16 protein-coding genes are annotated in these 19,943 nt (G+C 73.0%); 9 read left to right on the top strand and 7 right to left on the bottom strand.

Annotation, left to right across the window (positions count from 1 at the left end):
• Window positions 1-3 precede the first annotated feature (3 nt).
• The 4 genes from OG521_29160 to rsmH all read right to left on the bottom strand — a co-directional run bounded on the left by OG521_29160 (window position 4) and on the right by rsmH (window position 5,368).
• On the bottom strand, window positions 4-1,722 hold the full coding sequence (locus OG521_29160) for a UDP-N-acetylmuramoyl-L-alanyl-D-glutamate--2,6-diaminopimelate ligase (GenBank protein WUW24617.1): 1,719 nt from the start codon (window positions 1,720-1,722) through the stop codon (window positions 4-6).
• 17 nt (window positions 1,723-1,739) lie between these two features.
• On the bottom strand, window positions 1,740-3,737 hold the full coding sequence (locus OG521_29155; protein ID WUW24616.1) for a penicillin-binding protein 2: 1,998 nt from the start codon (window positions 3,735-3,737) through the stop codon (window positions 1,740-1,742).
• Between the two features lie 4 nt (window positions 3,738-3,741).
• Window positions 3,742-4,296, bottom strand: coding sequence for a cell division protein FtsL (locus OG521_29150; protein WUW26835.1), 555 nt, complete (start codon window positions 4,294-4,296; stop codon window positions 3,742-3,744).
• Between the two features lie 106 nt (window positions 4,297-4,402).
• Entirely contained in the window at window positions 4,403-5,368 is a 966-nt protein-coding gene (rsmH, locus tag OG521_29145) for a 16S rRNA (cytosine(1402)-N(4))-methyltransferase RsmH (GenBank protein WUW24615.1), read from the bottom strand.
• A gap of 380 nt (window positions 5,369-5,748) precedes the next feature.
• Between rsmH and OG521_29140 the strand changes: the two genes are divergently transcribed.
• The 4 genes from OG521_29140 (at window position 5,749) to OG521_29125 (ending at window position 11,399) form a co-directional block, all read left to right on the top strand.
• Window positions 5,749-6,294 (top strand): carbonic anhydrase, encoded by a 546-nt coding sequence (locus tag OG521_29140; GenBank protein WUW24614.1) that lies wholly within the window; start codon window positions 5,749-5,751, stop codon window positions 6,292-6,294.
• 248 nt (window positions 6,295-6,542) lie between these two features.
• Entirely contained in the window at window positions 6,543-7,592 is a 1,050-nt protein-coding gene (locus tag OG521_29135; protein ID WUW24613.1) for a MoxR family ATPase, read from the top strand.
• A complete protein-coding gene (locus tag OG521_29130; protein ID WUW24612.1) occupies window positions 7,592-8,977 on the top strand; it encodes a DUF58 domain-containing protein in 1,386 nt (461 codons plus the stop codon). Before OG521_29135 ends, OG521_29130 begins: the two co-directional genes overlap by 1 nt.
• A 10-nt stretch (window positions 8,978-8,987) precedes the next feature.
• Entirely contained in the window at window positions 8,988-11,399 is a 2,412-nt protein-coding gene (locus OG521_29125) for a DUF3488 and transglutaminase-like domain-containing protein (GenBank protein ID WUW24611.1), read from the top strand.
• Between the two features lie 256 nt (window positions 11,400-11,655).
• Here OG521_29125 and OG521_29120 read toward each other — a convergent pair whose 3' ends face one another.
• The 3 genes from OG521_29120 to OG521_29110 form a co-directional block, all read right to left on the bottom strand.
• Window positions 11,656-12,057: a DUF3040 domain-containing protein gene (locus tag OG521_29120; protein ID WUW24610.1), complete on the bottom strand. Its 402-nt coding sequence runs from the start codon at window positions 12,055-12,057 to the stop codon at window positions 11,656-11,658.
• Window positions 12,058-12,342: 285 nt separating this feature from the next.
• Entirely contained in the window at window positions 12,343-13,101 is a 759-nt protein-coding gene (locus tag OG521_29115; protein WUW24609.1) for a methyltransferase, read from the bottom strand.
• A gap of 100 nt (window positions 13,102-13,201) precedes the next feature.
• Window positions 13,202-13,729, bottom strand: a complete 528-nt coding sequence (locus tag OG521_29110; protein ID WUW24608.1) for an SAV_6107 family HEPN domain-containing protein — start codon at window positions 13,727-13,729, stop codon at window positions 13,202-13,204.
• 167 nt (window positions 13,730-13,896) lie between these two features.
• Here OG521_29110 and OG521_29105 point away from each other — a divergent pair, with 167 nt between their 5' ends.
• The 5 genes from OG521_29105 (at window position 13,897) to OG521_29085 (ending at window position 19,928) form a co-directional block, all read left to right on the top strand.
• On the top strand, window positions 13,897-14,694 hold the full coding sequence (locus OG521_29105) for an ATP-binding cassette domain-containing protein (protein ID WUW24607.1): 798 nt from the start codon (window positions 13,897-13,899) through the stop codon (window positions 14,692-14,694).
• Window positions 14,666-16,753, top strand: coding sequence for a YhgE/Pip domain-containing protein (locus OG521_29100; GenBank protein WUW24606.1), 2,088 nt, complete (start codon window positions 14,666-14,668; stop codon window positions 16,751-16,753). Before OG521_29105 ends, OG521_29100 begins: the two co-directional genes overlap by 29 nt.
• A 29-nt stretch (window positions 16,754-16,782) precedes the next feature.
• The gene (locus OG521_29095; protein WUW24605.1) at window positions 16,783-17,394 is read left to right on the top strand and encodes a TetR/AcrR family transcriptional regulator; all 612 of its coding nucleotides are present in this window, start codon (window positions 16,783-16,785) and stop codon (window positions 17,392-17,394) included.
• Between the two features lie 367 nt (window positions 17,395-17,761).
• Window positions 17,762-18,379: a DUF4126 domain-containing protein gene (locus OG521_29090; protein WUW24604.1), complete on the top strand. Its 618-nt coding sequence runs from the start codon at window positions 17,762-17,764 to the stop codon at window positions 18,377-18,379.
• A 31-nt stretch (window positions 18,380-18,410) separates the two neighbouring features.
• Window positions 18,411-19,928 (top strand): NAD(P)/FAD-dependent oxidoreductase, encoded by a 1,518-nt coding sequence (locus OG521_29085; GenBank protein WUW24603.1) that lies wholly within the window; start codon window positions 18,411-18,413, stop codon window positions 19,926-19,928.
• Window positions 19,929-19,943: the final 15 nt, after the last annotated feature.

Below are 19,943 nucleotides of genomic sequence, written 5' to 3'. Positions count from 1 at the left end.
TGGTCATCCCTGACTGTTGTTCTCGTGGGTGGGGGCACGGTGGGTGGCGCTCTCGTGTCCCAGGGACCGCTCGATGGCCTCGCGCAGGACCACCCGGTCGTCGAAGGGGCGTACCACTCCGTGGATGTCCTGGCCCTGCTCGTGGCCCTTGCCGGCGATCAGTACGGTGTCGCCGGGTCCGGCGCGGCCGACCGCGGCGGCGATGGCGGCGGCCCGGTCGGCGTCCACCAGGACGTCACCGCGTTCGTGCACGGGCACTTCGGCGGCGCCCGCGAGCATGGCGGCGAGGATGCCGAGGGGGTCCTCGGAGCGGGGGTTGTCGGAGGTCAGTACGGCGGTGTCGGAGAGGCGCGCCGCGGCGGCGCCCATCGGGCCGCGTTTGGTGGTGTCGCGGTCCCCGCCGCAGCCGAGGACGATGTGGAGCTTGCCCTCGGTGACCTTCTGCAGGGAGCGCAGCACCGATTCGACGGCGTCGGTCTTGTGCGCGTAGTCGACGAGCGCGAGGTACGGCTGTCCGGCGTCGACCCGCTCCAGTCGGCCGGGCACCCCGGGCACGGCGGCGACGCCGTCCGCGGCGGTCTGCGGGTCGATGCCCGCGACGGCGAGGGTGACGATCGCCGCGAGGGTGTTGGCGACGTTGAACGGGCCGGGCAGCGGGGCCTTGGCGGTGGCCCGTTCGTCCTTGGGGCCGACGACGGTGAAGGTGGAGCCGAGCTGGCCCACCTCGACGTCCTCGGCGCGCCAGTCGGCGTCCGGGTGGCCCTCGGCGGAGAAGGTGGTGACCGGGACGGATGCCTCGGTGATCAGCCTGCGGCCGTACTCGTCGTCGAAGTTGACGACGCCCTGCCTGCTGCGCTGCGGGGTGAACAGCGACGCCTTGGCCTGGAAGTAGTCCTCCATGCCGGAGTGGAACTCCATGTGCTCCGGGCTGAGGTTGTTGAAGACGGCCACGTCGAAGACGCAGCCGTCGACCCGGCCGAGCACCAGGGCGTGGCTGGACACCTCCATGGTCACCGCGTCGACGCCGCGTTCGCGCATGACGGCGAACAGGGCCTGCAGATCGGTGGCTTCGGGGGTGGTCCGCTCGGACTTGATGCGCTCGTCGCCGATCCGCATCTCCACGGTGCCGATCAGCCCGGTGCTGCGTCCGGCGCCGCGGAAGCCGCCCTCGATGAGGTAGGCGGTGGTGGTCTTGCCGGAGGTTCCGGTGATGCCGATCTGGAGCAGGTCGGTGCCGGGGTGGCCGTAGATCTCGGTGGCGAGTTCGCCCATCCGGCCCCGCGGGTCCTCGGTGACCAGGACCGGGAGTCCGGTGGCCGCGGCGCGTTCGGCGCCCGCCGGGTCGGTGAGGATGGCGGCGGCGCCGAGGCCGGCCGCCTGGGCGGTGAAGTCGGCGCCGTGCAGGCGGGCGCCGGGCAGGGCCGCGTACACGTCTCCGGGGCGTACGGCCCGGGAGTCGTGGGTGATGCCGGTGACTTCGCCGGTGCCGGGCGGCTGGACTCCCAGCCGGGCTGCCAGCGTGACCAGGGAGGTCGGCCGCAGCCGATCCGGGCGGGGCGCTCCCGGGTAGTTCACAGGGGCGTCCTTCTGGGTGGTTCGGGACTGTTCAGCGTGGGGCACGGCGGTGAGCGTACCGGGCCCACCCGGCCTCTCGCGAAGTGAGGGGGCGGCGGTGCGGTCGTTCCCGTTCCGGTTCCCGGGGTCGGGGGTGATGGTTGTCACTGGTGGTCTCCGCGCGTTCACTCGCCGGGTTTGAAGGACACCGGCAGCCGGGCCGGCTTACTGCCGGAGGGTGCGGTCTGCAGCGTCTTCAGCGCGAACTCCATGACCTGCTTGTAGATGGGACCGCAGGTCTGGCCGCCGAAGTGGCTGCCCCTGGTGGGGTTCTGGATGGCGCAGTAGACGGTGATCTGGGGGTTGTCGGCGGGGGCGAAACCGGCGAAGGAGGCGGTGTAGCCGTGGTAGCCGCCGCGTACCGGATCGACTCGGTTGGCCGTACCCGTCTTGCCCGCGACCCGGTAGCCGGGGATCTTGGCCTTCGTTCCGGTGCCCTCCTGGTCGTCGACCACCGACTCCAGCATGGTGGCGAGCGTCTTTGCGGTCTTCTCGCTGACCACCCGGGTCTGGCCGGGGGCTTCGGTGGGGGTGAAGCGTCCGTCGGCGCCCTTGGTGCCGCGGATGAGCGTCGGTTCGATCCGGACTCCGCCGTTGGCGATCGTCGAGTAGATCGAGGCGGCCTGCATCGCGTTGAGCGAGAGGCCCTGCCCGAAGGGGATCGTGTACTGCTGCGAGGTCGACCAGTCCTGCGGCTTGGCGAGGATGCCGGGGGTCTCACCCGGGTAGCCGAGTCCGGTCGGTGAGCCGATGCCGAACTTGCGCAGGTAGGAGTAGAGCACCTTGTTGGCCGCGGCCTGGGTCTTCCCCAGCTGGCCGGTGGCCATGATGGTGCCGATGTTGCTGGACTTGGCGAGTACGCCGTTGAGCGTGAGGTACCAGGTGGCGTGGTCGACGTCGTCCTTGAAGAGCCGGTCGCCGCGGTGCAGCCGGTTGGGCACGGTGACATGGGTCCCGGGGGTGGCGGCGCCCTCCTCCAGCACGGCGGCCATGGACATGACCTTGCTGGTGGAGCCGGGCTCGTAGACGTCCTGGAGGGCCGCGTTGCCGAGCGAGGCGGCGTCGGCCTGCGAGAGGTCGTTGGGGTCGAAGCCCGGGGCGTTCGCCATGGCGAGGACCTCGCCGGTGCGGGTGTTCTGCACGATGACGTAGCCGCGGTCGGCCTTGGACTCCTTCACCTGGTCGGAGATGGCCTTCTGGGCCGCCCACTGGATGTCGCGGTCGATGGTCAGCTCGATGTCGGAGCCGGCGACGGCCGGAACCTCCTTGGTGCCCGCGGTGGGCACCCGGCGGCCGCCGGACTGGGCGTACTTGATGGTGCCGTCCTCGCCCGCGAGCTCCTTGTCCAGCTGCGATTCGAGGCCGCCCGCGCCCTTGCCCTCGGCGTTGACGTACCCCAGTATCCCGGCGGCGAGCCCGCCGTTGGGGTAGACCCGCTTGGTGGTGGACTCCTGGAAGACACCGGCCAGCACATTGGCGCCGGTGCCGCCGGCCGCCTCGTCCTTCTCGGCCTTCTCGGCGAAGACGGACTTGAGGTCCTTGATCTGCTTCCAGACCTGCGGGGTCTGGCGGCGGGCCAGGACCGTGTATCGGCTCTTGGGCTTCGACAGCTTCTTCGTCAGCTCGGCCGCGTCGACCCCCAGGATGGGCGAGAGCAGCGCGGCGGCCTGCTGGGGGGCGTCGGGCGCCTTGCTGTCGGCCGGGGTGAACATCTTGGGGTCGGCGGTGATGTCGTACGCGTCGACGCTGGTGGCCAGCGCGATGCCGCCGCGGTCGGTGATCTGGCCTCGCTCGGCGGCGACGGTGTAGCTGAGGTAGCGGTTCTGTTCGGCCTTGGCCGCGTACGCGTTGGCGTCGACGGCCTGGACCTGGAGGAGCCGCACGACGAACGCGATCATGACGAGCGTCAGCGCGAGGCTGACCAGCCGCAGCCGGGGCCGGGGGCTGCCGAGGCGCAGCGGACGGCCCGAGCGGCCGCGCGGGGTCCGGCCGCGCGGTGCGGCGGCGGGCCGTCGCCGTGGCTCGGGGCGGGCGGCGGACCGGGGGCGGCCGGAGCGGGCCCCCGCGTTGCGCGGGCGTGCCGGGCCGGGTACCCGACGGCGCGGTGGTTCCTGGGAAGGCACTGCGTCACCTGCCGGGGGTCGTGGAGGGCTGGACTGCCGGGGTACGCGGCTTCGCCGATGTGCCCGGCTTCGGCGTCGCGGTTCCGCTCGCGGACGCGCCGGGCTTCGCCGCGGGGGTACTCGGCCCGGTGGCGGCGGGCGTGGCGGTGGCGGTGGGCGAAGGGCTGGGGCCGGACGGGGTCGGTGAGGCGACCGGGGGCGGCTCGGGGGCCTCGGGCTTCGGCGGCGGCGCGGTGACCGGCGCGGCGCCGGCGGCCGAGGGCACGCCGCGGACCGTGCCGTCCGGGTCGAGGAAGGCGGGGCTGCCGCCGGGGACCATGCCCAGCTCCCGTGCCCGGCGGGCCAGGGCGTCGGGCTCGGACGCGCTGTCGACGTCGCGCTGGAGCGCCTGCTGGTCGTCGGTGAGTTCGGTGGTCCGCTTCCTCAGCTCGCTCAGCCGGAACGATCCTTCGTTGAGCGCGGAGTTCAGCAGCAGCAGGGTGATCAGACCACTGCCCAGGAGCAGGACGACCAGCAGGACGAACGGGGTCCGGGCCGCGGTGCTCGGCCCGGACGGCATCAGCCGGGTCAGCCGTGCCGCGCGCCCCTTCAGCCGGCCGTCCGGTTTGCTCACCGCGCCGCTCCGTCCCCGGGCCGGGTCCGTGACGTGTCCGGTCGCCGCCGGCTCATCGCTCCTCCTCGCGGATGCGCTGGGCGCCGCGCAGCCGGGCGGGGGCGGCGCGCCGGTTCTCGGCGACCTCCTCCTCGGTGGGCAGCTCCGCGCCGCGGGTCAGCAGCTTCAGCCGGGGCTGGTAGCGCTCGGGGACGACCGGCAGTCCGGGCGGCGCGGTGTTGGCGGCACCCGCCGCGAACACCTGCTTGACCAGGCGGTCCTCCAGCGAGTGGTAGGACAGCACGGCGATGCGGCCACCGACGGCGAGGCTCTTCACCGCGGCCGGGATCGCCCGCTCCAGCACGGTGAGCTCGCCGTTGACCTCGATGCGCAGCGCCTGGAAGGTGCGCTTGGCGGGGTTGCCGCCGGTGCGCTTGGCGGCCTGCGGCAGGGAGTCCCGGATCAGTTCGACGAGCCGGGCACTGTTGCTGAACGGCTCCTTCTCGCGTTCGCGGACGACCGCGGAGACGATCCGCTTGGCCTGCTTCTCCTCGCCGTACGCCCGCAGGATGCGGACCAGTTCGCCCGGCGGGTAGGTGTTGAGGACCTCGGCCGCGCCGATGCCGGTCGTCTGGTCCATCCGCATGTCGAGGGGGGCGTCCTGGGCGTAGGCGAATCCGCGGTCGGCCTCGTCCAGTTGCATGGAGGAGACGCCGAGGTCGAACAAGACGCCCTGGACCTTGGGGACGCCGAGCCGGGCGAGGACCTCGGGCAGTTCGTCGTAGACGGCGTGCACCAGGGTCGCCCGGTCGCCGTAGGGGGCGAGCCGTTCGCCCGAGAGGCGCAGCGCCTCCTTGTCCCGGTCGAGGGCGATCAGCCGGGCTTCGGGGAACGCGGAGAGCAGTGCCTCGCTGTGTCCGCCGAGGCCCAGGGTGCAGTCGACGACCACGGGCGGCTGCGGGCCCGGTGCTTCCAGAGCCGGGGCCAACAGGTCCAGGCACCGCTGGAGCATCACCGGGACGTGTCGGGTCTGGCTCATGCGCCCTCTCAGGCTCAGGTCCCGGGTGGCTGCACGTACGGCCTGGTCCCCGCCCGCTCGCGAAGGGGAGGTCCGCCGGCGCCGGGGAAGGGGCGTCAGCCGACCGGCGAGCGGGAGAGGGCCGGGCCGTACGTACGCCGCGCACACGGGGAAAACATCGGAATGTGCAGGGTGTCGGTAACTTCCCGTCACTTTAGTCCACCCTGCCATTCGATCGATTCCCGATCAATCAACCCGACAGCGCGTCGGCCCTCGCTTTGTTCACCCGAGCGGGTGACCGAGTGTGAGGCTTGTGGGTTACCTCACAACAAGCGCCGTTGACGTTCTTTGTCCCGTTCCACAGCACGCCCGCCCCGCCGACGAGGGATAACGTCGTATCCATGTCGACTTCTGCGCACACCCCTGCCACGGACCAGGCCCGCACCGGCGGCACCGTCACCGACCGGCTCGTCGAGTCGAACGTCCAGTACGCCTCCGAGTTCAGCGACCCCGGCATGGACGCCAAGCCGGTGCTCCGCGTCGCCGTCGTCGCCTGTATGGACGCCCGCCTCGACCTCCACAAGGCGCTCGGCCTGGCGCTCGGTGACTGTCACACCATCCGCAACGCGGGCGGCGTGGTCACCGACGACGTGATCCGGTCGCTGTCGATCAGCCAGCGGGCCCTCGGCACGCGCAGCGTGATACTGATCCACCACACCAACTGCGGCATGGAGTCCATCACCGAGGAGTTCCGCCAGGAGCTGGAGATGGAGGTCGGCCAGCGGCCGGCCTGGGCGGTGGAGGCGTACAGCGACGCGGACCAGGACGTGCGTCAGTCGATGCAGCGCGTGCGCACCTCGCCGTTCCTGCTGCACACCGACGACGTGCGCGGCTTCGTCTTCGACGTGACCACCGGACTGCTGCGCGAGATCCTTCCGGTTTCCTGACGCGAGGGCGCCGGACGAGCACATTCCGGCAGTGAAAATCCTCCCCGATCCGACATATCGGCCCCGGTTGTCCACAGGCGAGTGACACGAAGCGGTAACGGCAACAAGAATGCGGGTGTGACACCCCGTCGGACCCGTCCGACGCGGTGTCCGTGTTTCGGGGTGGGCCGGGCCGCACAAGGGCGCCGGCCCGTGACTGGGGAATCCCGTGCTCCTGGTGAGCGTGGGGCAGGGCCGAGGAGGGCCGGGTGACGACCTATGACGATCGAGCGAGCCTCACAGATCTGACCACCACAGCGGAGCGGGTGCGCAGGTCGGTGGAAGGTGTGATCGAGGGCAAGCCTGAGGTCGTACGCCTTTCGCTGACCGTGCTGCTCGCGGAGGGACACCTGCTGATCGAGGACGTCCCCGGAGTCGGCAAGACCATGCTGGCGAAGGCGCTGGCCCGGTCCATCGACTGTTCGGTGCGGCGCATCCAGTTCACACCGGACCTGCTGCCCTCGGACATCACCGGTGTGTCCATCTTCGATCAGCAGCGCCGCGACTTCGAGTTCAAACCGGGCGCGATCTTCGCCCAGATCGTGATCGGCGACGAGATCAACCGCGCCTCGCCCAAGACCCAGTCCGCGCTGCTGGAGTCGATGGAGGAGCGCCAGGTCACGATCGACGGGCACACCTACGAGCTGCCCGACCCGTTCATGGTCGTGGCGACGCAGAACCCGGTGGAGATGGAGGGCACGTATCCGCTGCCCGAGGCCCAGCGCGACCGGTTCATGGCCCGGGTGTCGATCGGCTATCCCAGCGCGGAGGCCGAGCTGCAGATGCTCGACGTGCACGGCGGCGTCTCGCCGCTGGACGACCTCCAGCCGGTGGCGCACGCGCACGACATCGTGAAGCTGATCGAGGCGGTCCGCACCGTCCACGTCGCCGACGCCGTCCGGCGGTACGCGGTGCAGCTCGTCGGAGCCACCCGCAGCCACCCCGACCTCCGGCTCGGCGCATCGCCGCGCGCCACGCTCCACCTGCTGCGCGCCGCCAAGGCGTCCGCCGCGCTGAGCGGCCGGGACTACTGCCTGCCGGACGATGTGCAGGAGCTGGCGGTCGCGGTGCTCGCGCACCGGCTGCTGCCCACCGCGCAGGCGCAGCTCAACCGCCGCACCGCCGAGCAGGTCGTGCTGGAGATCCTGCAGCAGACCCCGGTGCCCACGGCGTCGGGCGGCGCGGCCGCCCCGGTCCCGCAGCACCGGCCCGGCTCGGTGTACGGCGGCCGGCAGCAGCCCGGCGCACGGCGGCTCTGATGGCCGCCGGGGGGCCGACCGCGATGGACGACAGCGACGACAAGGGCGGTCTGCGGGCCGCCCTGGGCGGTCTGACCACCCGCGGCCGGTCCTTCCTCGCGGCCGGTGTCGCCGCCGCGGTCTGCGCGTATGTGCTGGGCCAGGCGGACCTGCTGCGGGTCGGCCTGCTGCTCGCGGTGCTGCCCCTGGTCTGTGTGGCGGTGCTCTTCCGGACCCGGTACCGGGTCGCGGGGACCCGGCGGCTCTCGCCGTCCCGGGTGCCCGCGGGCAGCGAGGCCCGGGTCCATCTGCGGATGGACAACGTCTCGCGGCTGCCCACCGGTCTGCTGATGCTCCAGGACCGGGTGCCGTACGTGCTCGGCCCGCGGCCCCGGTTCGTCCTGGACCGGGTGGAGGCGGGCGGGCGGCGCGAGGTGTCCTACCGGGTGCGGTCCGATCTGCGCGGGCGCTATCCGCTCGGTCCGCTGCAGCTGCGGCTGAGCGATCCGTTCGGGATGTGCGAGCTGACGCGTTCGTTCAGCGCCTACGACACCCTCGTCGTCATCCCGCGCACCGAGCCGCTGCCCCCGGTCCGCCTCGCGGGCGAGGCCTCCGGTTACGGCGAGGGCCGGCAGCGGTCGCTCGCGCTGGCCGGCGAGGACGACGTGATCCCGCGCGGCTACCGGCACGGCGACGACCTGCGACGCGTCCACTGGCGGTCCACCGCGCGCTACGGCGAGCTGATGGTGCGCCGCGAGGAGCAGCCGCAGCGGGCCAGGTGCACGGTGCTGCTGGACACCCGGCGGGTCGCCTACCAGGGCACCGGGCCCGACTCGGCCTTCGAGTGGGCCGTCTCCGGCGCGGCCTCCGCCCTGGTGCACATGCTGGAACGGGGCTTCGCGGTCCGCCTGCTGACGGACGACGGCACCGCGGTGCCGGGCGAGGGCGAGAGCGGTTTCGCCGGTTCGACCCAGGACTCGGCGGACTCGGCCGGACTGATGATGGACGCCCTCGCCGTGGTCGACCACTCCGACGGAGGCGGTCTCTCGCGCGCCTACGACGTGCTGCGCGGGGGCAACGAGGGCCTGCTGATCGCCTTCCTCGGCGAACTGGACGAGGAGCAGGCGGCGGTGGCGGCCCGGATGCGGCAGCGCAGCGGCGGGGCCGTCGCGTTCGTCCTGGACAGCACGGCCTGGGTGCACGGCGAATCGCCCGCCTCCCAGGCCGCCTCCGAGGAGCGGCTCCGTTCGCTGCGCGAGGCGGGCTGGACGGCGGTGCCGGTCCGGCCGGGCACGGACCTGGCCCGGCTCTGGCAGCAGGCGAGCCATCACGGTTCGCTGACCCAGTCCGCCGCGGTGGGCGGCACAACAGGCGGCACCACGGGTTTCTCCGGTGGTTGGTCATGAGGGGACGGTCATGAGCGGTCGTGGTCGGCTGGCGCTCGGCGCCTTTGCGGCGACGCTGATGGCGGCTTGTTCGATGCTGCCGCTGGTCGACCCGGTCACCTGGATCCTGCAGGCGTCGTTCCTGCTGGCCATCCAGTGCGGCGTGGGTGCGCTCGGCCGGCGGGTGCCGCTGCCGCGGCTGCTGACCGTCGGCGCGCAGGCGGTCGTCCTGGTGCTGCTGCTGACCGTGGCGTTCGCCCGCGAGCAGGCGCTCGCGGGCTTCGTCCCCGGTCCGCAGTCCGTGCAGCAGCTGGCGGACCTGCTGACGACGGGTGCGGACGACGTCGGGCGGTACACGATCCCGGCCCCGGACACGGCGGGCATCCGGCTGATGCTGGTCGGCGGCGTGCTGCTGGTGGGGCTCGCGGTGGACGCGCTGGCGGTCACGTTCCGCAGCGCCGCACCGGCCGGGCTGCCCCTGCTCGCGCTGTACTCCGTCGCCGCCGGGCTCTCCGACGGCAGCGCGGACTGGCTGTGGTTCCTGCTGGCCGCCTGCGGCTATCTGCTTCTCCTGCTGGCCGAGGGGCGCGACCGGCTCTCCCAGTGGGGGCGCGTCTTCGCCGGGACCAACAGGCCCCGGGACGGTCTGCCCTCGGGGATCGACGCCTCGGGCCGCGGGGCGCTCGCCCCGGTCCGCACGGGCCGCCGCATCGGGGCGCTCGCACTGGGAATCGCCCTGGTCGTACCCGCGGCCCTGCCCGCGCTCGACAGCGGACTGCTGACGGGGCCGGGCGCCGGTAACGGCAAGGGGGGCGGTGGCGGCACCATCTCCGCGGTGAACCCGCTGGTCTCGCTGCAGAACAACCTCAACCAGCCGGAGAACCGGGAGGTGATGTCGTACCGCACCAACTCGGACAGTGTGCAGGACTTCTACCTCCGGATCCTGGCCCTGGACCAGTTCAACGGGAACGAGTGGCGGGCCTCGACGCGCCGGCTGAAGGACGTGCCGAAGCGGCTCCCGACCCCGGCGGGTCTGGCACCGGACGTGGCCGTCACGGAGGTCCGGACGAACATCTCCGCGTCCTCCTCGTACCAGCAGACGTATCTGCCGCTCCCCTACCCGGCGACGGAGGTGAAGGTCGGCGGGCGCTGGCGGTACGAGCCCGAGGGCCGCACCCTCGTCGGTGACGACGGGGAGACGACCAAGGGTGCGCAGTACGAGGTCTCCAGCCTCGTGGTGCAGCCGACGGCCGGGCAGCTCGCGGGTGCGGGCGAGGCCCCGGCGGCCCTGCGCCGCGAGTACACCAAGGTGCCCGACTCCCTGCCGAAGGTGGTCAAGGAGACGGCCGAAGAGGTGACGAAGGGCGCAGCCAACGGCTACGAGCAGGCGGTGAAGCTGCAGAACTACTTCGCGTCGGAGGGCGGCTTCACGTACGACACCTCGGTGAATTCGGGTACCGGCAGTGCCGCGATCGGCCGCTTCCTGAAGGACAGGCGGGGCTTCTGCGTCCACTTCTCGTTCACGATGGCCGCGATGGCCCGGACGCTCGGGATTCCGGCCCGGGTCGCGGTGGGCTTCACGCCCGGGGCCGCGCAGTCGGACGGTTCGATGTCGGTGGGGCTGCGCGACGCGCACGCCTGGCCCGAGCTGTACTTCGAGGGCGTCGGCTGGACCCGCTTCGAGCCCACGCCGACGCGCGGCTCCACTCCGGCGTACACCCTGCCGGACGCACCGACCGGTGATGCCGCGGACCCGGCCCAGCCGGAGACGGGCGCATCGACGGCGGCCCCGGCCACACCGTCCGCCTCGGACAGCTGCCCCGCGCAGATGCGGCGGCAGGGTGAGTGCGGCAGCTCGGCGCTCCCGGGGGCCGTGACGCCCACGGACACGGGGACGCCCGCGGGCACCGTGCTCGGCTGGACACTGGTGGCCGTACTCGTCCTGCTGGTCCCGTTGCTGCCCATGTTCTGGCGCAGCCGGACACGGGCCCGCAGGCTGGGCTCCTCCACCGGGCGCACCCCCGCGGACGCGACCGCGAGAACGATGGCGGCGTGGCAGGAGATCACCGACACCGCGTGGGACCACGGCATCGATCCGGACGAGTCGCAGACGCCTCGGAAGGCGGCGGCACGGATGGTGCGGCTGGGGCGGCTCGACACCGAGGCGGCCGCGGCCGTGCACCGGGTGGCGGGCGCGGTGGAGCAGGTGCTCTACGCGCCGGAGCCGCGGCCGGTGTCGGGGCTCGCGGAGGACGCACAGGCGGTACGGGCGGGTCTGCGGCTCTCCGCCGACCGGTTCGCCCGGTTCCGCGCGGTCGTGGCACCGCGATCGGCCGTACGGGTGGTGTGGGCCCTCTCGGAGCGCCGGGCGGCCCTCGCCGGGAGGTGGCGGCTGCCGCAGCGGCCGGCTTGGCTGAGGCGCCCGTCCGGCCAGCAGGGCTGACACCTCACCCTTCGCGGGCAGGCCCTTCCCGGGGGCCTGCCCGCGATGCGTTCCGGCGCGGGACGGGCCGGCGGCAGGCCGCGCGGCACACGACACCCGACGCCCGGCTTCCGGCTTCCGGCGCCGCGGCGGCCCGACGGCGCCGGAGCGGACGGCCCGGCGCCCGGTGATCCGGGCACGCGTGAGGTGATCCGGGCACGCGTGAGGGGCGGCCGCAGAAATGCGGCCGCCCCTCACCCATAAGTGTTCCGAGCGCCTACTGGCCCTGCTCATCGCGGCGGCGCTGCCACCGTTGTTCGATCCGGTTCATCACGGACCGGCGCTGTTTGGGCTGTCGGCGTTCGCCCGCACCACCCGCGCGGACTGCTGCCTGTTGCTCGCCCGGCTTGGGCGCCTTGCGCCAGCCGGTGACCGCGAGCACCGCGCAGCCCAGCATGACGAGGAACCCGACCACGCTGATCCAGATCTGCTGTGCGACCATTCCGGCCATGAGGAGCGCGATTCCCACCAGGAAGCCAGCAACTGCCTGGTAGACCCGTCGCCGGGTGTATGTACGCAGCCCACTTCCCTCGAGCGCTGTCGCGAACTTGGGATCTTCGGCGTACAGCGCTCGCTCCATTTGCTCGAGCATTCGCTGCTCGTGCTCCGAGAGCGGCACGGAGTCCTCCTCGTCGTCGGCCGCCGGGGGGCGGCCGGTATGCGGCCCTTCCAGGATAGGCAGGGAATCGCCCCCGTGAAACCCGCCCTCTTTGTCAATCAGCCAGTCCGGGCCGCCACGACGGCTCAGCTGCTGAGGCGTTGATTCCCCAACCTCCGCTCCGTCATGCCGGATGGTGTCCCCCGATCATACGGGGCCAAGGCCCTGATCGGGGCTGCTGGGGCGTACTCCGTCTGCAGCTGCGTTGCTGATCAGCCGCGCTGCCGTCGCGATCCGGCCGGCGGCTCAGGCCCGCCTGGTGCCCAGGACGTGCAGCTGGGTGGCCACCGAGTGGAACGCGGGCTCTTCGGCGACCGCCGCCTCCAGCTTGAGCAGGGCCTCCATGGCGCCGGGTTCGGTGTCCACCAGGACACCGGGCACGAGGTCGGCGAAGACGCGCACGCCGTGGACGGCGCCGACCTCCACGTCCGCGCCCTCGACGAGTTCGGTGAGCTGCTGCGCCGTGTAGCGCCGCGGCACGGGGTCGCCCGCGCCCCAGCGGCCGTCCGGGTCGCTGAGCGCCTGCCGGGCCTCGGTGAAGTGGCCGGCGAGCGCCCGGGCCAGGACGGCGCCGCCGAGCCCGGCGGCGAGCAGGCTGAGGGCGCCGGACGGGCGGAGCGCCTCCACCGCGTTGCGCACGCCCTCGGCGGGGTCGTCCACGTACTCCAGGACTCCGTGGCAGAGCACCGCGTCGTAGCCACCGCGCTCGGCCACGTCGAACAGGCCGAGGATGTCGCCCTGGACTCCGCGGACCCGGTCGTCCACCCCGGCCTCGGCGGCGCGGCGCTCCAGCGCGAACAGCGCGTTGGGGCTGGGGTCGACGACGGTGACCCGGTGGCCGAGACGGGCGACGGGCACGGCGAAGTTGCCCGTGCCGCCGCCGGTGTCCAGTACGTCCAGGGCGTCCCTGCCGGTCGCCTTGGCCTGTCGGTCGAGAGCGTCCTTGAGGACTTCCCAGACCACGGCGGTACGGAGGGAGGCGCGGGGGCGCAGCTGGTCCGACACGGCAGTTGACTCCTCGGCACGGTGCCGCCGCTGACGGCGGAGCGTGAACGGCGCAGGTGATAGGTCCCGTCCACCCTATTGCCTCGCGCCGCCGTCCCCGTCATCCCGCATCGGGCCGCTCCCCGCGGGGCTGCGGGAGCACCGGCTGGAGCACCAGCAGCCGCTCCACCAGGCGGAGGAACATCGCCGCGTCCCGGAGCAGGTCGTCCGCGTCGCGCCGGCCGGCCGCGCCGGGGATGCCCGCCTCCGCGCGGGCCCGGCGGCGGGCGCCGGAGGCGAACAGGGCGCTCCACTCGGTGAGCTCGGGGGCTATCTCCGGCAGGACCTCCCAGGCACTGCGGATCTTCTCCCGCCGCCGCGGTGAGGTCTCGGGGCGTCCCCGGACGGCGAGCACCGCGGCGGCGGTGCGCAGCGCGGCGAGGTGGGCGGTGGCGTAGCGCTCGTTCGGCACGTCGAGAACAGCTGCCTCTTCGAGGCCGGCGCGGGCCTGGGCGAGGAGATCGAGAGCGGCGGGCGGCGCGGTGGTGCGCCTGAGTACGGGGTGGACGTCGTGCGCCGGACCGGTCGGTGAGGGGGCAGGGCCGTCTGCGCGGCGTCGCGGAGCGGCTGCTGCGGACGAGTGGGCCATGACAGAACCTCCTGTCTCGTAACGGCTTCGTGGCCGTCTGTATCCATCGTGACGGCCCCCACTGACAATCGGCCCCGATCCCCCTTTGACCTGGCCTTTTGCTTCGCTCGCAAGTTCGGGCTACCTTTTTGCACTGACCAGTCAGTTCAAAAGAAGGGGGAGGGTCTGTGGAGAGCGCGCACGGGGCGGCTGTCACCGCCGACGGCCTCGGCCTCAAGGGGCCGCGCGGCTGGGCCTTCCGGGAGGTGACGTTCAGCGTCTCCCCCGGGTCCCTGGTCGCGATCGAGGGCCCGTCCGGCTCGGGCCGCACCTGCCTGCTGCTCGCGCTCACCGGCCGGATGCGTGCCACCGAGGGCGAGGCGACGGCCGGCGGTCTGCGCCTGCCGCGCCGGGCCGCCGCCGTCCGCCGCATCGCGGCGCTGGGCCCGGTGCCCGGCGTCAGCGAACTGGACCCGGCGTTCACGGTCGCCGAGCACCTGCGGGAGCGCGCCCTGCTGCAACGCCGCTTCGACGCCTCGCTCCGCGCCCTGCTGCGACCGCGCCGCGAGCGCGTCGCCGCCGCCCGGGCCCGGATCGACGGGGCGCTGGAGGCCGCCGGGCTCGACCCCGCCGCCCTTCCCAAGGCCGAGCGGACCTCCGTACGCGATCTGGAGCGGCTGGAGGCGCTGCGGCTCTCCGTCGCCCTCGCCCTGATCGGCCGGCCGCGGCTGCTCGCGGTGGACGACGCCGACCTGAAGCTCTCCGACGCCGAACGCGCCGAGGCCTGGGAGCTGCTGCGCTCGCTCGCCGCCGGCGGCACGACCGTGCTGGCCGTGTGCAGCCAGGCTCCCGAGGACGCCGTCACCGTACGCACGGGCAGCACCGGGGCGACCGCCCCCACCGACACCGGGGAGCCCGCACCGCAGGCGGACCCCGCACACGAGGAAGGGACGGCCGATGCGCTCGCCGAGACTGGCCACGCTTGAGCTGAGGCGCTTCGGCAGGGGCAGGCTGCCGAGGGCCGCCCTCGCCGCCCTCCTGCTGCTGCCGCTGCTCTACGGCGCGCTGTACCTGTGGTCGTTCTGGGACCCGTACGGCCGCCTGGACCGCATCCCGGTCGCGCTGGTCAACGACGACAAGGGCGCCACCGCCGAGGGCAAGCGCCTCGCGGCCGGGGACGAGATCACCGGCAAGCTGCTCGACTCCAAGGTCTTCGAGTGGCACGAGGTGAGCGCCGCCGAGGCCCACGAGGGCGTCGAGGACGGTACGTACTACCTCTCGCTGACCATGCCGGCGGACTTCAGCAGGCGCATCGCCTCCAGCGCCGGCGACTCCCCCGAGACGGGCGCGCTCCAGGTGCGCACCAACGACGCGAACAACTACATCGTCGGCCAGATCTCCCGGACGGTGTTCTCCGAGGTCCGCACCGCCGCGTCGGCCAACGCGTCGCGGGGCTTCCTCGACCGGATCTTCATCAACTTCTCCGATCTCCACGACGCGACGGCCAAGGCGGCCAAGGGCGCGACCGATCTCAAGGGCGGCATCGGCAAGGCGAAGAAGGGCTCGAAGGACCTCGCGGACGGGCTGAAGGACGCGAAGGCCGGCAGCGGCCGGCTGGCCACCGGCATCGTCACGCTCGACAAGGGCGCGGGCGATCTGGAGACCGGCTCGCGCCAGGTCGCCGACGGCACCCAGCTGCTCGCCGACAAGGTCAACGGGGTGGCCGCCGACATCCGCCCGTTCCTGAAGGACAACGGCAAGACGATCGGCGACACGGCCCGGCTCGTCGCCGACTCCTCGCAGACCGTGCGGGACAACCTCGACCTGCTGGTGAAGGCGGCGCCCACCGCCGCCACCGCCGCCCACACGGCCTCCGACGACCTCGCCGACGTCCACCGCACCCGGTGCGTGGAGCAGCCGCTCCCCGACCCCACCGTCTGCGCCCCGCTGAAGCGGGCGGTGACGGCCGCGGCCGATGTCGCCGCGGTGGCCGACGACGTGAACGTCCTGGTCAGGAACCAGAACGGGGACCTCAAGAAGCTGCGCACCCAGCTGGCCACCCTCCAGAAGCAGGCGAACGCACTCGCCGACCGCTCGCCGCACCTGGACGAGGACCTGGAGAGCGCGGTCAAGAAGGTCAACGCGCTCAACACCGGCGCGCACAAGGTCGCCAAGGGCGCGGACAAGCTGCACACCGGCCTGGCCACGGCCAGAACGGGCTCCGCCGACCTGAACACCGGGGTCGGCGCCCTGAAGAAGGGCGCGACGAGCCTGGACAGCGGGATGGTCCGGCTCGGCGACGGCTCGGCGACGCTCGCCCAGGGGCTCACCGACGGCGTGGACAAGATCCCCGACTACGACAAGAAGGACCGCGACGCGCGCACGGGGGTCATGGCCGACCCCGTACAGCTGGCCTCGCAGTCGCTCCACGCGGCCCCCAACTACGGCACCGGCTTCGCCCCGTACTTCATCCCGCTGTCGCTCTGGGTCGGCGCGATGGTGGCGTACATGCTGATCCAGCCGCTCAACCGGCGCGCCCTGGCCGCCGGGGCGCCGGCCTGGCGGATCGCCTTCGCGGGCTGGCTGCCGGTGGCCGCGATCGGACTGCTCCAGGTGGCCGCGCTGATGTCCGTACTGCACTGGGGGCTCGGCCTGCAGATGACCCGCGCCACCGGGACGATCGGCTTCCTCGCCCTGGTCACCTGCTGCTTCGGCGCGATCGTGCAGTGGCTGAACGCCCGCTTCGGAGCCGCCGGACGCATCCTCGTCCTCGCCGTGCTGATGCTCCAGCTGACCTCGGCCGGGGGCACGTACCCCGTACAGACCAGCCCGGGCTTCTTCAACGCCATCCACCCCTACCTGCCGATGAGCTACGTCGTCGAGGGCCTGCGCCGGCTGATCACCGGCGGCGGACTCGGCCCGGTCTGGCAGGGCTGCGCTGTGCTCCTGGCCTTCACCGCGGGGGCGCTCGCGCTCACGGCCCTCTCCGCACGCCGCAGGCAGGTGTGGACGCTGGACCGCCTCCACCCGGAGCTGAGTCTGTGAGCTCTCCGGGACCTGTGAGAATCAGGAGCATGGAAAGCAGTAGCACCACGCGCCGCCAGGCCACCCGGCAGAAGCTCTACGAAGCCGCCGTGACCCTCATCGCCGAGAAGGGCTTCTCGGCGACCACGGTGGACGAGATCGCCGAGCGCGCCGGGGTCGCCAAGGGCACGGTCTACTACAACTTCAAGAGCAAGACGGAGCTCTTCGAGGAGCTGCTGCGCCACGGTGTCGGGCTGCTCACCTCCTCGCTGCGCTCGGCCGCGGAGGAGACCGACGAGCGCGGCGGCAGCCGGGTCGAGGCGCTGGACGCCATGATCCGCGCCGGTCTGGCCTTCATCGACCGCTATCCGGCCTTCACCCAGCTGTACGTGGCCGAGCTGTGGCGCACCAACCGCGCCTGGCAGGCCACCTTGCTGGTGGTGCGTCAGGAGGCCGTCGCCGTGGTCGAGGGAGTGCTCAGGGAAGGTGTCGCGGGCGGTGAGCTGAGCGAGGAGATCGACATCCCGCTGACGGCGGCCGCTCTGGTCGGCATGGTGCTGGTGGCGGCACTGGACTGGCAGGCGTTCCAGCCGGAGCGGTCGATCGACGACGTGCACTCGGCGCTGTCGCTGCTGCTGCACGGGCGGGTCAGCGGGCGCTGACACCGGCGGCCCCCCGTACGGCTCCCGGACGTGACGAAGGCACCGGCCGGACGGGGCTCGATCCCCCCGAGCCTCGTCCGACCGGCGCCTTCCGTGCTGCCGGAGAACCTCCCCCGTGACCCCGTGCGTTCCCCCGTGGTCCCGAGTCCTCCGCCGTGCACCCCCGTTGGGAAGAAGTGCCGCGCCCGCTCCGCCGCCCCGTGCCGGCGGTACCGGCGCAGCGCCCCTCCCGTGCTCCCCACTCTGCCGTTTGCGCAGGTCGCGGCCCATCCGCGTCCCTACTCATCTCACCCTCTAGGTACGGATACTCAGACCTGCGCACCCGAGCCCTCCCGCGCCCGTGCGCCACCTGGTTACGATCACGTCCGTGTCCGTACTCCCCCTGGTGTTCACGAGTGGCTGGGCGAGCGGGATCAACGCCTACGCGGTGGTCCTCCTGCTCGGCATCTTCGGTGCGACCGGTGTCACCGACGAGGTGCCGGCGTCGCTGCAGCGCACCGATGTGCTCGTCGTGGCCGGCGTGCTCTTCCTGTGCGAGGTGGTGGCCGACAAGATCCCGTACGTGGACTCGGTCTGGGACACGGCGCACACCGTCATCAGGCCGGTCGCCGGCGCCGTCGTGGCGGCGCTGCTGGCGGGCGACGACGGTTCGCTGCCGGAGCTCGCGGCCGGGGCCATCGGCGGTTCCACCGCGCTGATGAGCCATCTGGTGAAGGCCGGCACCAGGATGGCGGTCAACACCTCCCCCGAGCCGTTCAGCAACATCGCGGTGAGCGTCGCCGAGGACCTGGGCGTCGCCGGAATCATCACGTTCGCCATATTCCATCCGTGGATCGCGGCGGGCATCGCCGCGGTGCTGCTGGTCCTCGGCCTGGTGATACTGGTCTTCCTGGCCTCCCGGATCCGCCGTTTCCTGCGCCGCAGGGCGCAGCGGCGCGAGGAGAGGCGCCTCGCGGAATCCGTATCGCACCGGCCTGACGGCTGAGCTGTCCGAGGCGGCCGTTAAGGTCGCTGGCATGGCACGTATTGCGGTGATCGGCGCCGGGATGGGCGCGATGTCGGCGGCGGCCCGGCTGGCCGTGGCAGGCCACCGGGTGACGGTGTACGAGCGGTCGCAGAGTTACGGCGGCTCGCTCGGCCGCCATGCCCGCGACGGCTTCGCGTTCGACACCGGACCCGGTCTGCTCCATCTCCCCGCCGTCTACCGCGACCTGTTCGTGAAGACCGGCAAGGAGCCGCTGGAGCGCTGCGTCACCCTGACCCAGGTCGACCCGGCGAGCCGCCACGTCTTCGCGGACGGCACGGACGTGTCCCTGCCGAACGCCTCGCGGGCCGGCACCGTCGCGGCCCTGGACGCCGCGCTCGGCGGCGGCGCGGGGGGCAGCTGGGGCGCGTTCCTCGACCGGGCCAGGGACGCGTGGGACCGGTCGCGGCGGCCGCTGCTGGAGGAGCCGTTGCGCCCCGACTGGCAGGTGCTGGGCCGCGATCCGTATCCGGCGCCGGTGCGGCGCCGGCTGCTGCGCCCGGCGCTGCGCGCGGGCACGGTGGCGGAGATCGGTTCCTGGGAGCTGGCCGACCCCCGGCTGGCCGCCGTGCTGGACGGGTACGCGCTGTCGTACGGCCTGGATCCGCGGCGCGCCCCGGCGAGCGCGGCCCTGCTGCCGTACATGGAGGAGACGTTCGGCAGTTGGTACGTCTCCGGTGGCATGCGGGCGCTGGCGCAGGCGGTGTACGAGCGGTGCCTGGCCCGGAAGGTGGAGTTCGTCTTCGGCGCCGAGGTGGCCCGGGTCCTGGAGAAGGACGGCCGGGCGGCGGGCGTCGAGCTGACGGACGGGACGGTCGCGGAGGCCGCCCATGTGGTGCTGGGCGCCCGTCCGCGTCCGGGGCTGACGCCCGCTCAGGAGCTGTGGCGGGACGGTGATGTGACGGTGCAGCCGCGGGCGGAGGGTTCCGGGCCCACCGGCCGGTTCCTGGTGCTGCTGTCGCTGCGCGGCGCCCGGCCGGCCGGCGCCGCGCACCGGACGCTGGTGCATCCGGCGGACCGGACGGCCGAGCAGGAGGCGGTGTTCGGTGGCCGGCTCGCCGCGGATCCCACCGTGACGGTGCTGCGCCCCGACGATCCGTCGACCCGTCCCGACGACGCCCACGAGGCCGTGACGCTGACGGCGACGGTCGCCCCGCACGGCCCGGTGGACTGGACCGACGAGGCCGTGCGGACCCGTTACGCGGACACGCTGATCGACGTGGCGGGCGCGGCCGTGCCGGGCCTGCGGGAGCGGGTGCTGCGCATGGAGGTGCGCACGCCCGCGGAGACCGAGGCCGAGACCGGTGCGGAGGGCGGGGCCGTTCCGGCGCCCGCGCTGGCGGGCGCCGCGGGCGGCTTCCTCCACGCGGGCAACCGCACCCGGCTGCCCGGGCTGTTGCTGGCGGGCGGCTGGGCGCATCCGGGCGGCGGGCCCGCGCACGCGGGGATGTCCGGCTCGCTGGTCGCGGGGATCGTCGTCGAGGGGGACGGATTCCGCGGCTCGCAGTGAGACCGCGGACCCGGA

Origin of the sequence: Streptomyces sp. NBC_01463, assembly GCA_036227345.1 — a bacterium.
In the GTDB taxonomy this organism is placed as follows: Bacteria; Actinomycetota; Actinomycetes; order Streptomycetales; family Streptomycetaceae; genus Streptomyces.
Note: the sequence above shows the minus strand (reverse complement) of the source record. Positions and strands in the feature narration are given on the sequence as shown.

Bases quoted from the DNA above. Each gene is read 5' to 3' on its own strand.
- OG521_29150 (WUW26835.1), bottom strand. From the start codon at position 4,296: ATGCCGTCCGGGCCGAGCACCGCGGCCCGGACCCCGTTCGTCCTGCTG.
- rsmH (WUW24615.1), bottom strand. From the start codon at position 5,368: ATGAGCCAGACCCGACACGTCCCGGTGATGCTCCAGCGGTGCCTGGAC.
- OG521_29140 (WUW24614.1), top strand. From the start codon at position 5,749: ATGTCGACTTCTGCGCACACCCCTGCCACGGACCAGGCCCGCACCGGC.
- OG521_29130 (WUW24612.1), top strand. From the start codon at position 7,592: ATGGCCGCCGGGGGGCCGACCGCGATGGACGACAGCGACGACAAGGGC.
- OG521_29125 (WUW24611.1), top strand. From the start codon at position 8,988: ATGAGCGGTCGTGGTCGGCTGGCGCTCGGCGCCTTTGCGGCGACGCTG.
- OG521_29110 (WUW24608.1), bottom strand. From the start codon at position 13,729: ATGGCCCACTCGTCCGCAGCAGCCGCTCCGCGACGCCGCGCAGACGGC.
- OG521_29100 (WUW24606.1), top strand. From the start codon at position 14,666: ATGCGCTCGCCGAGACTGGCCACGCTTGAGCTGAGGCGCTTCGGCAGG.
- OG521_29095 (WUW24605.1), top strand. From the start codon at position 16,783: ATGGAAAGCAGTAGCACCACGCGCCGCCAGGCCACCCGGCAGAAGCTC.
- OG521_29085 (WUW24603.1), top strand. From the start codon at position 18,411: ATGGCACGTATTGCGGTGATCGGCGCCGGGATGGGCGCGATGTCGGCG.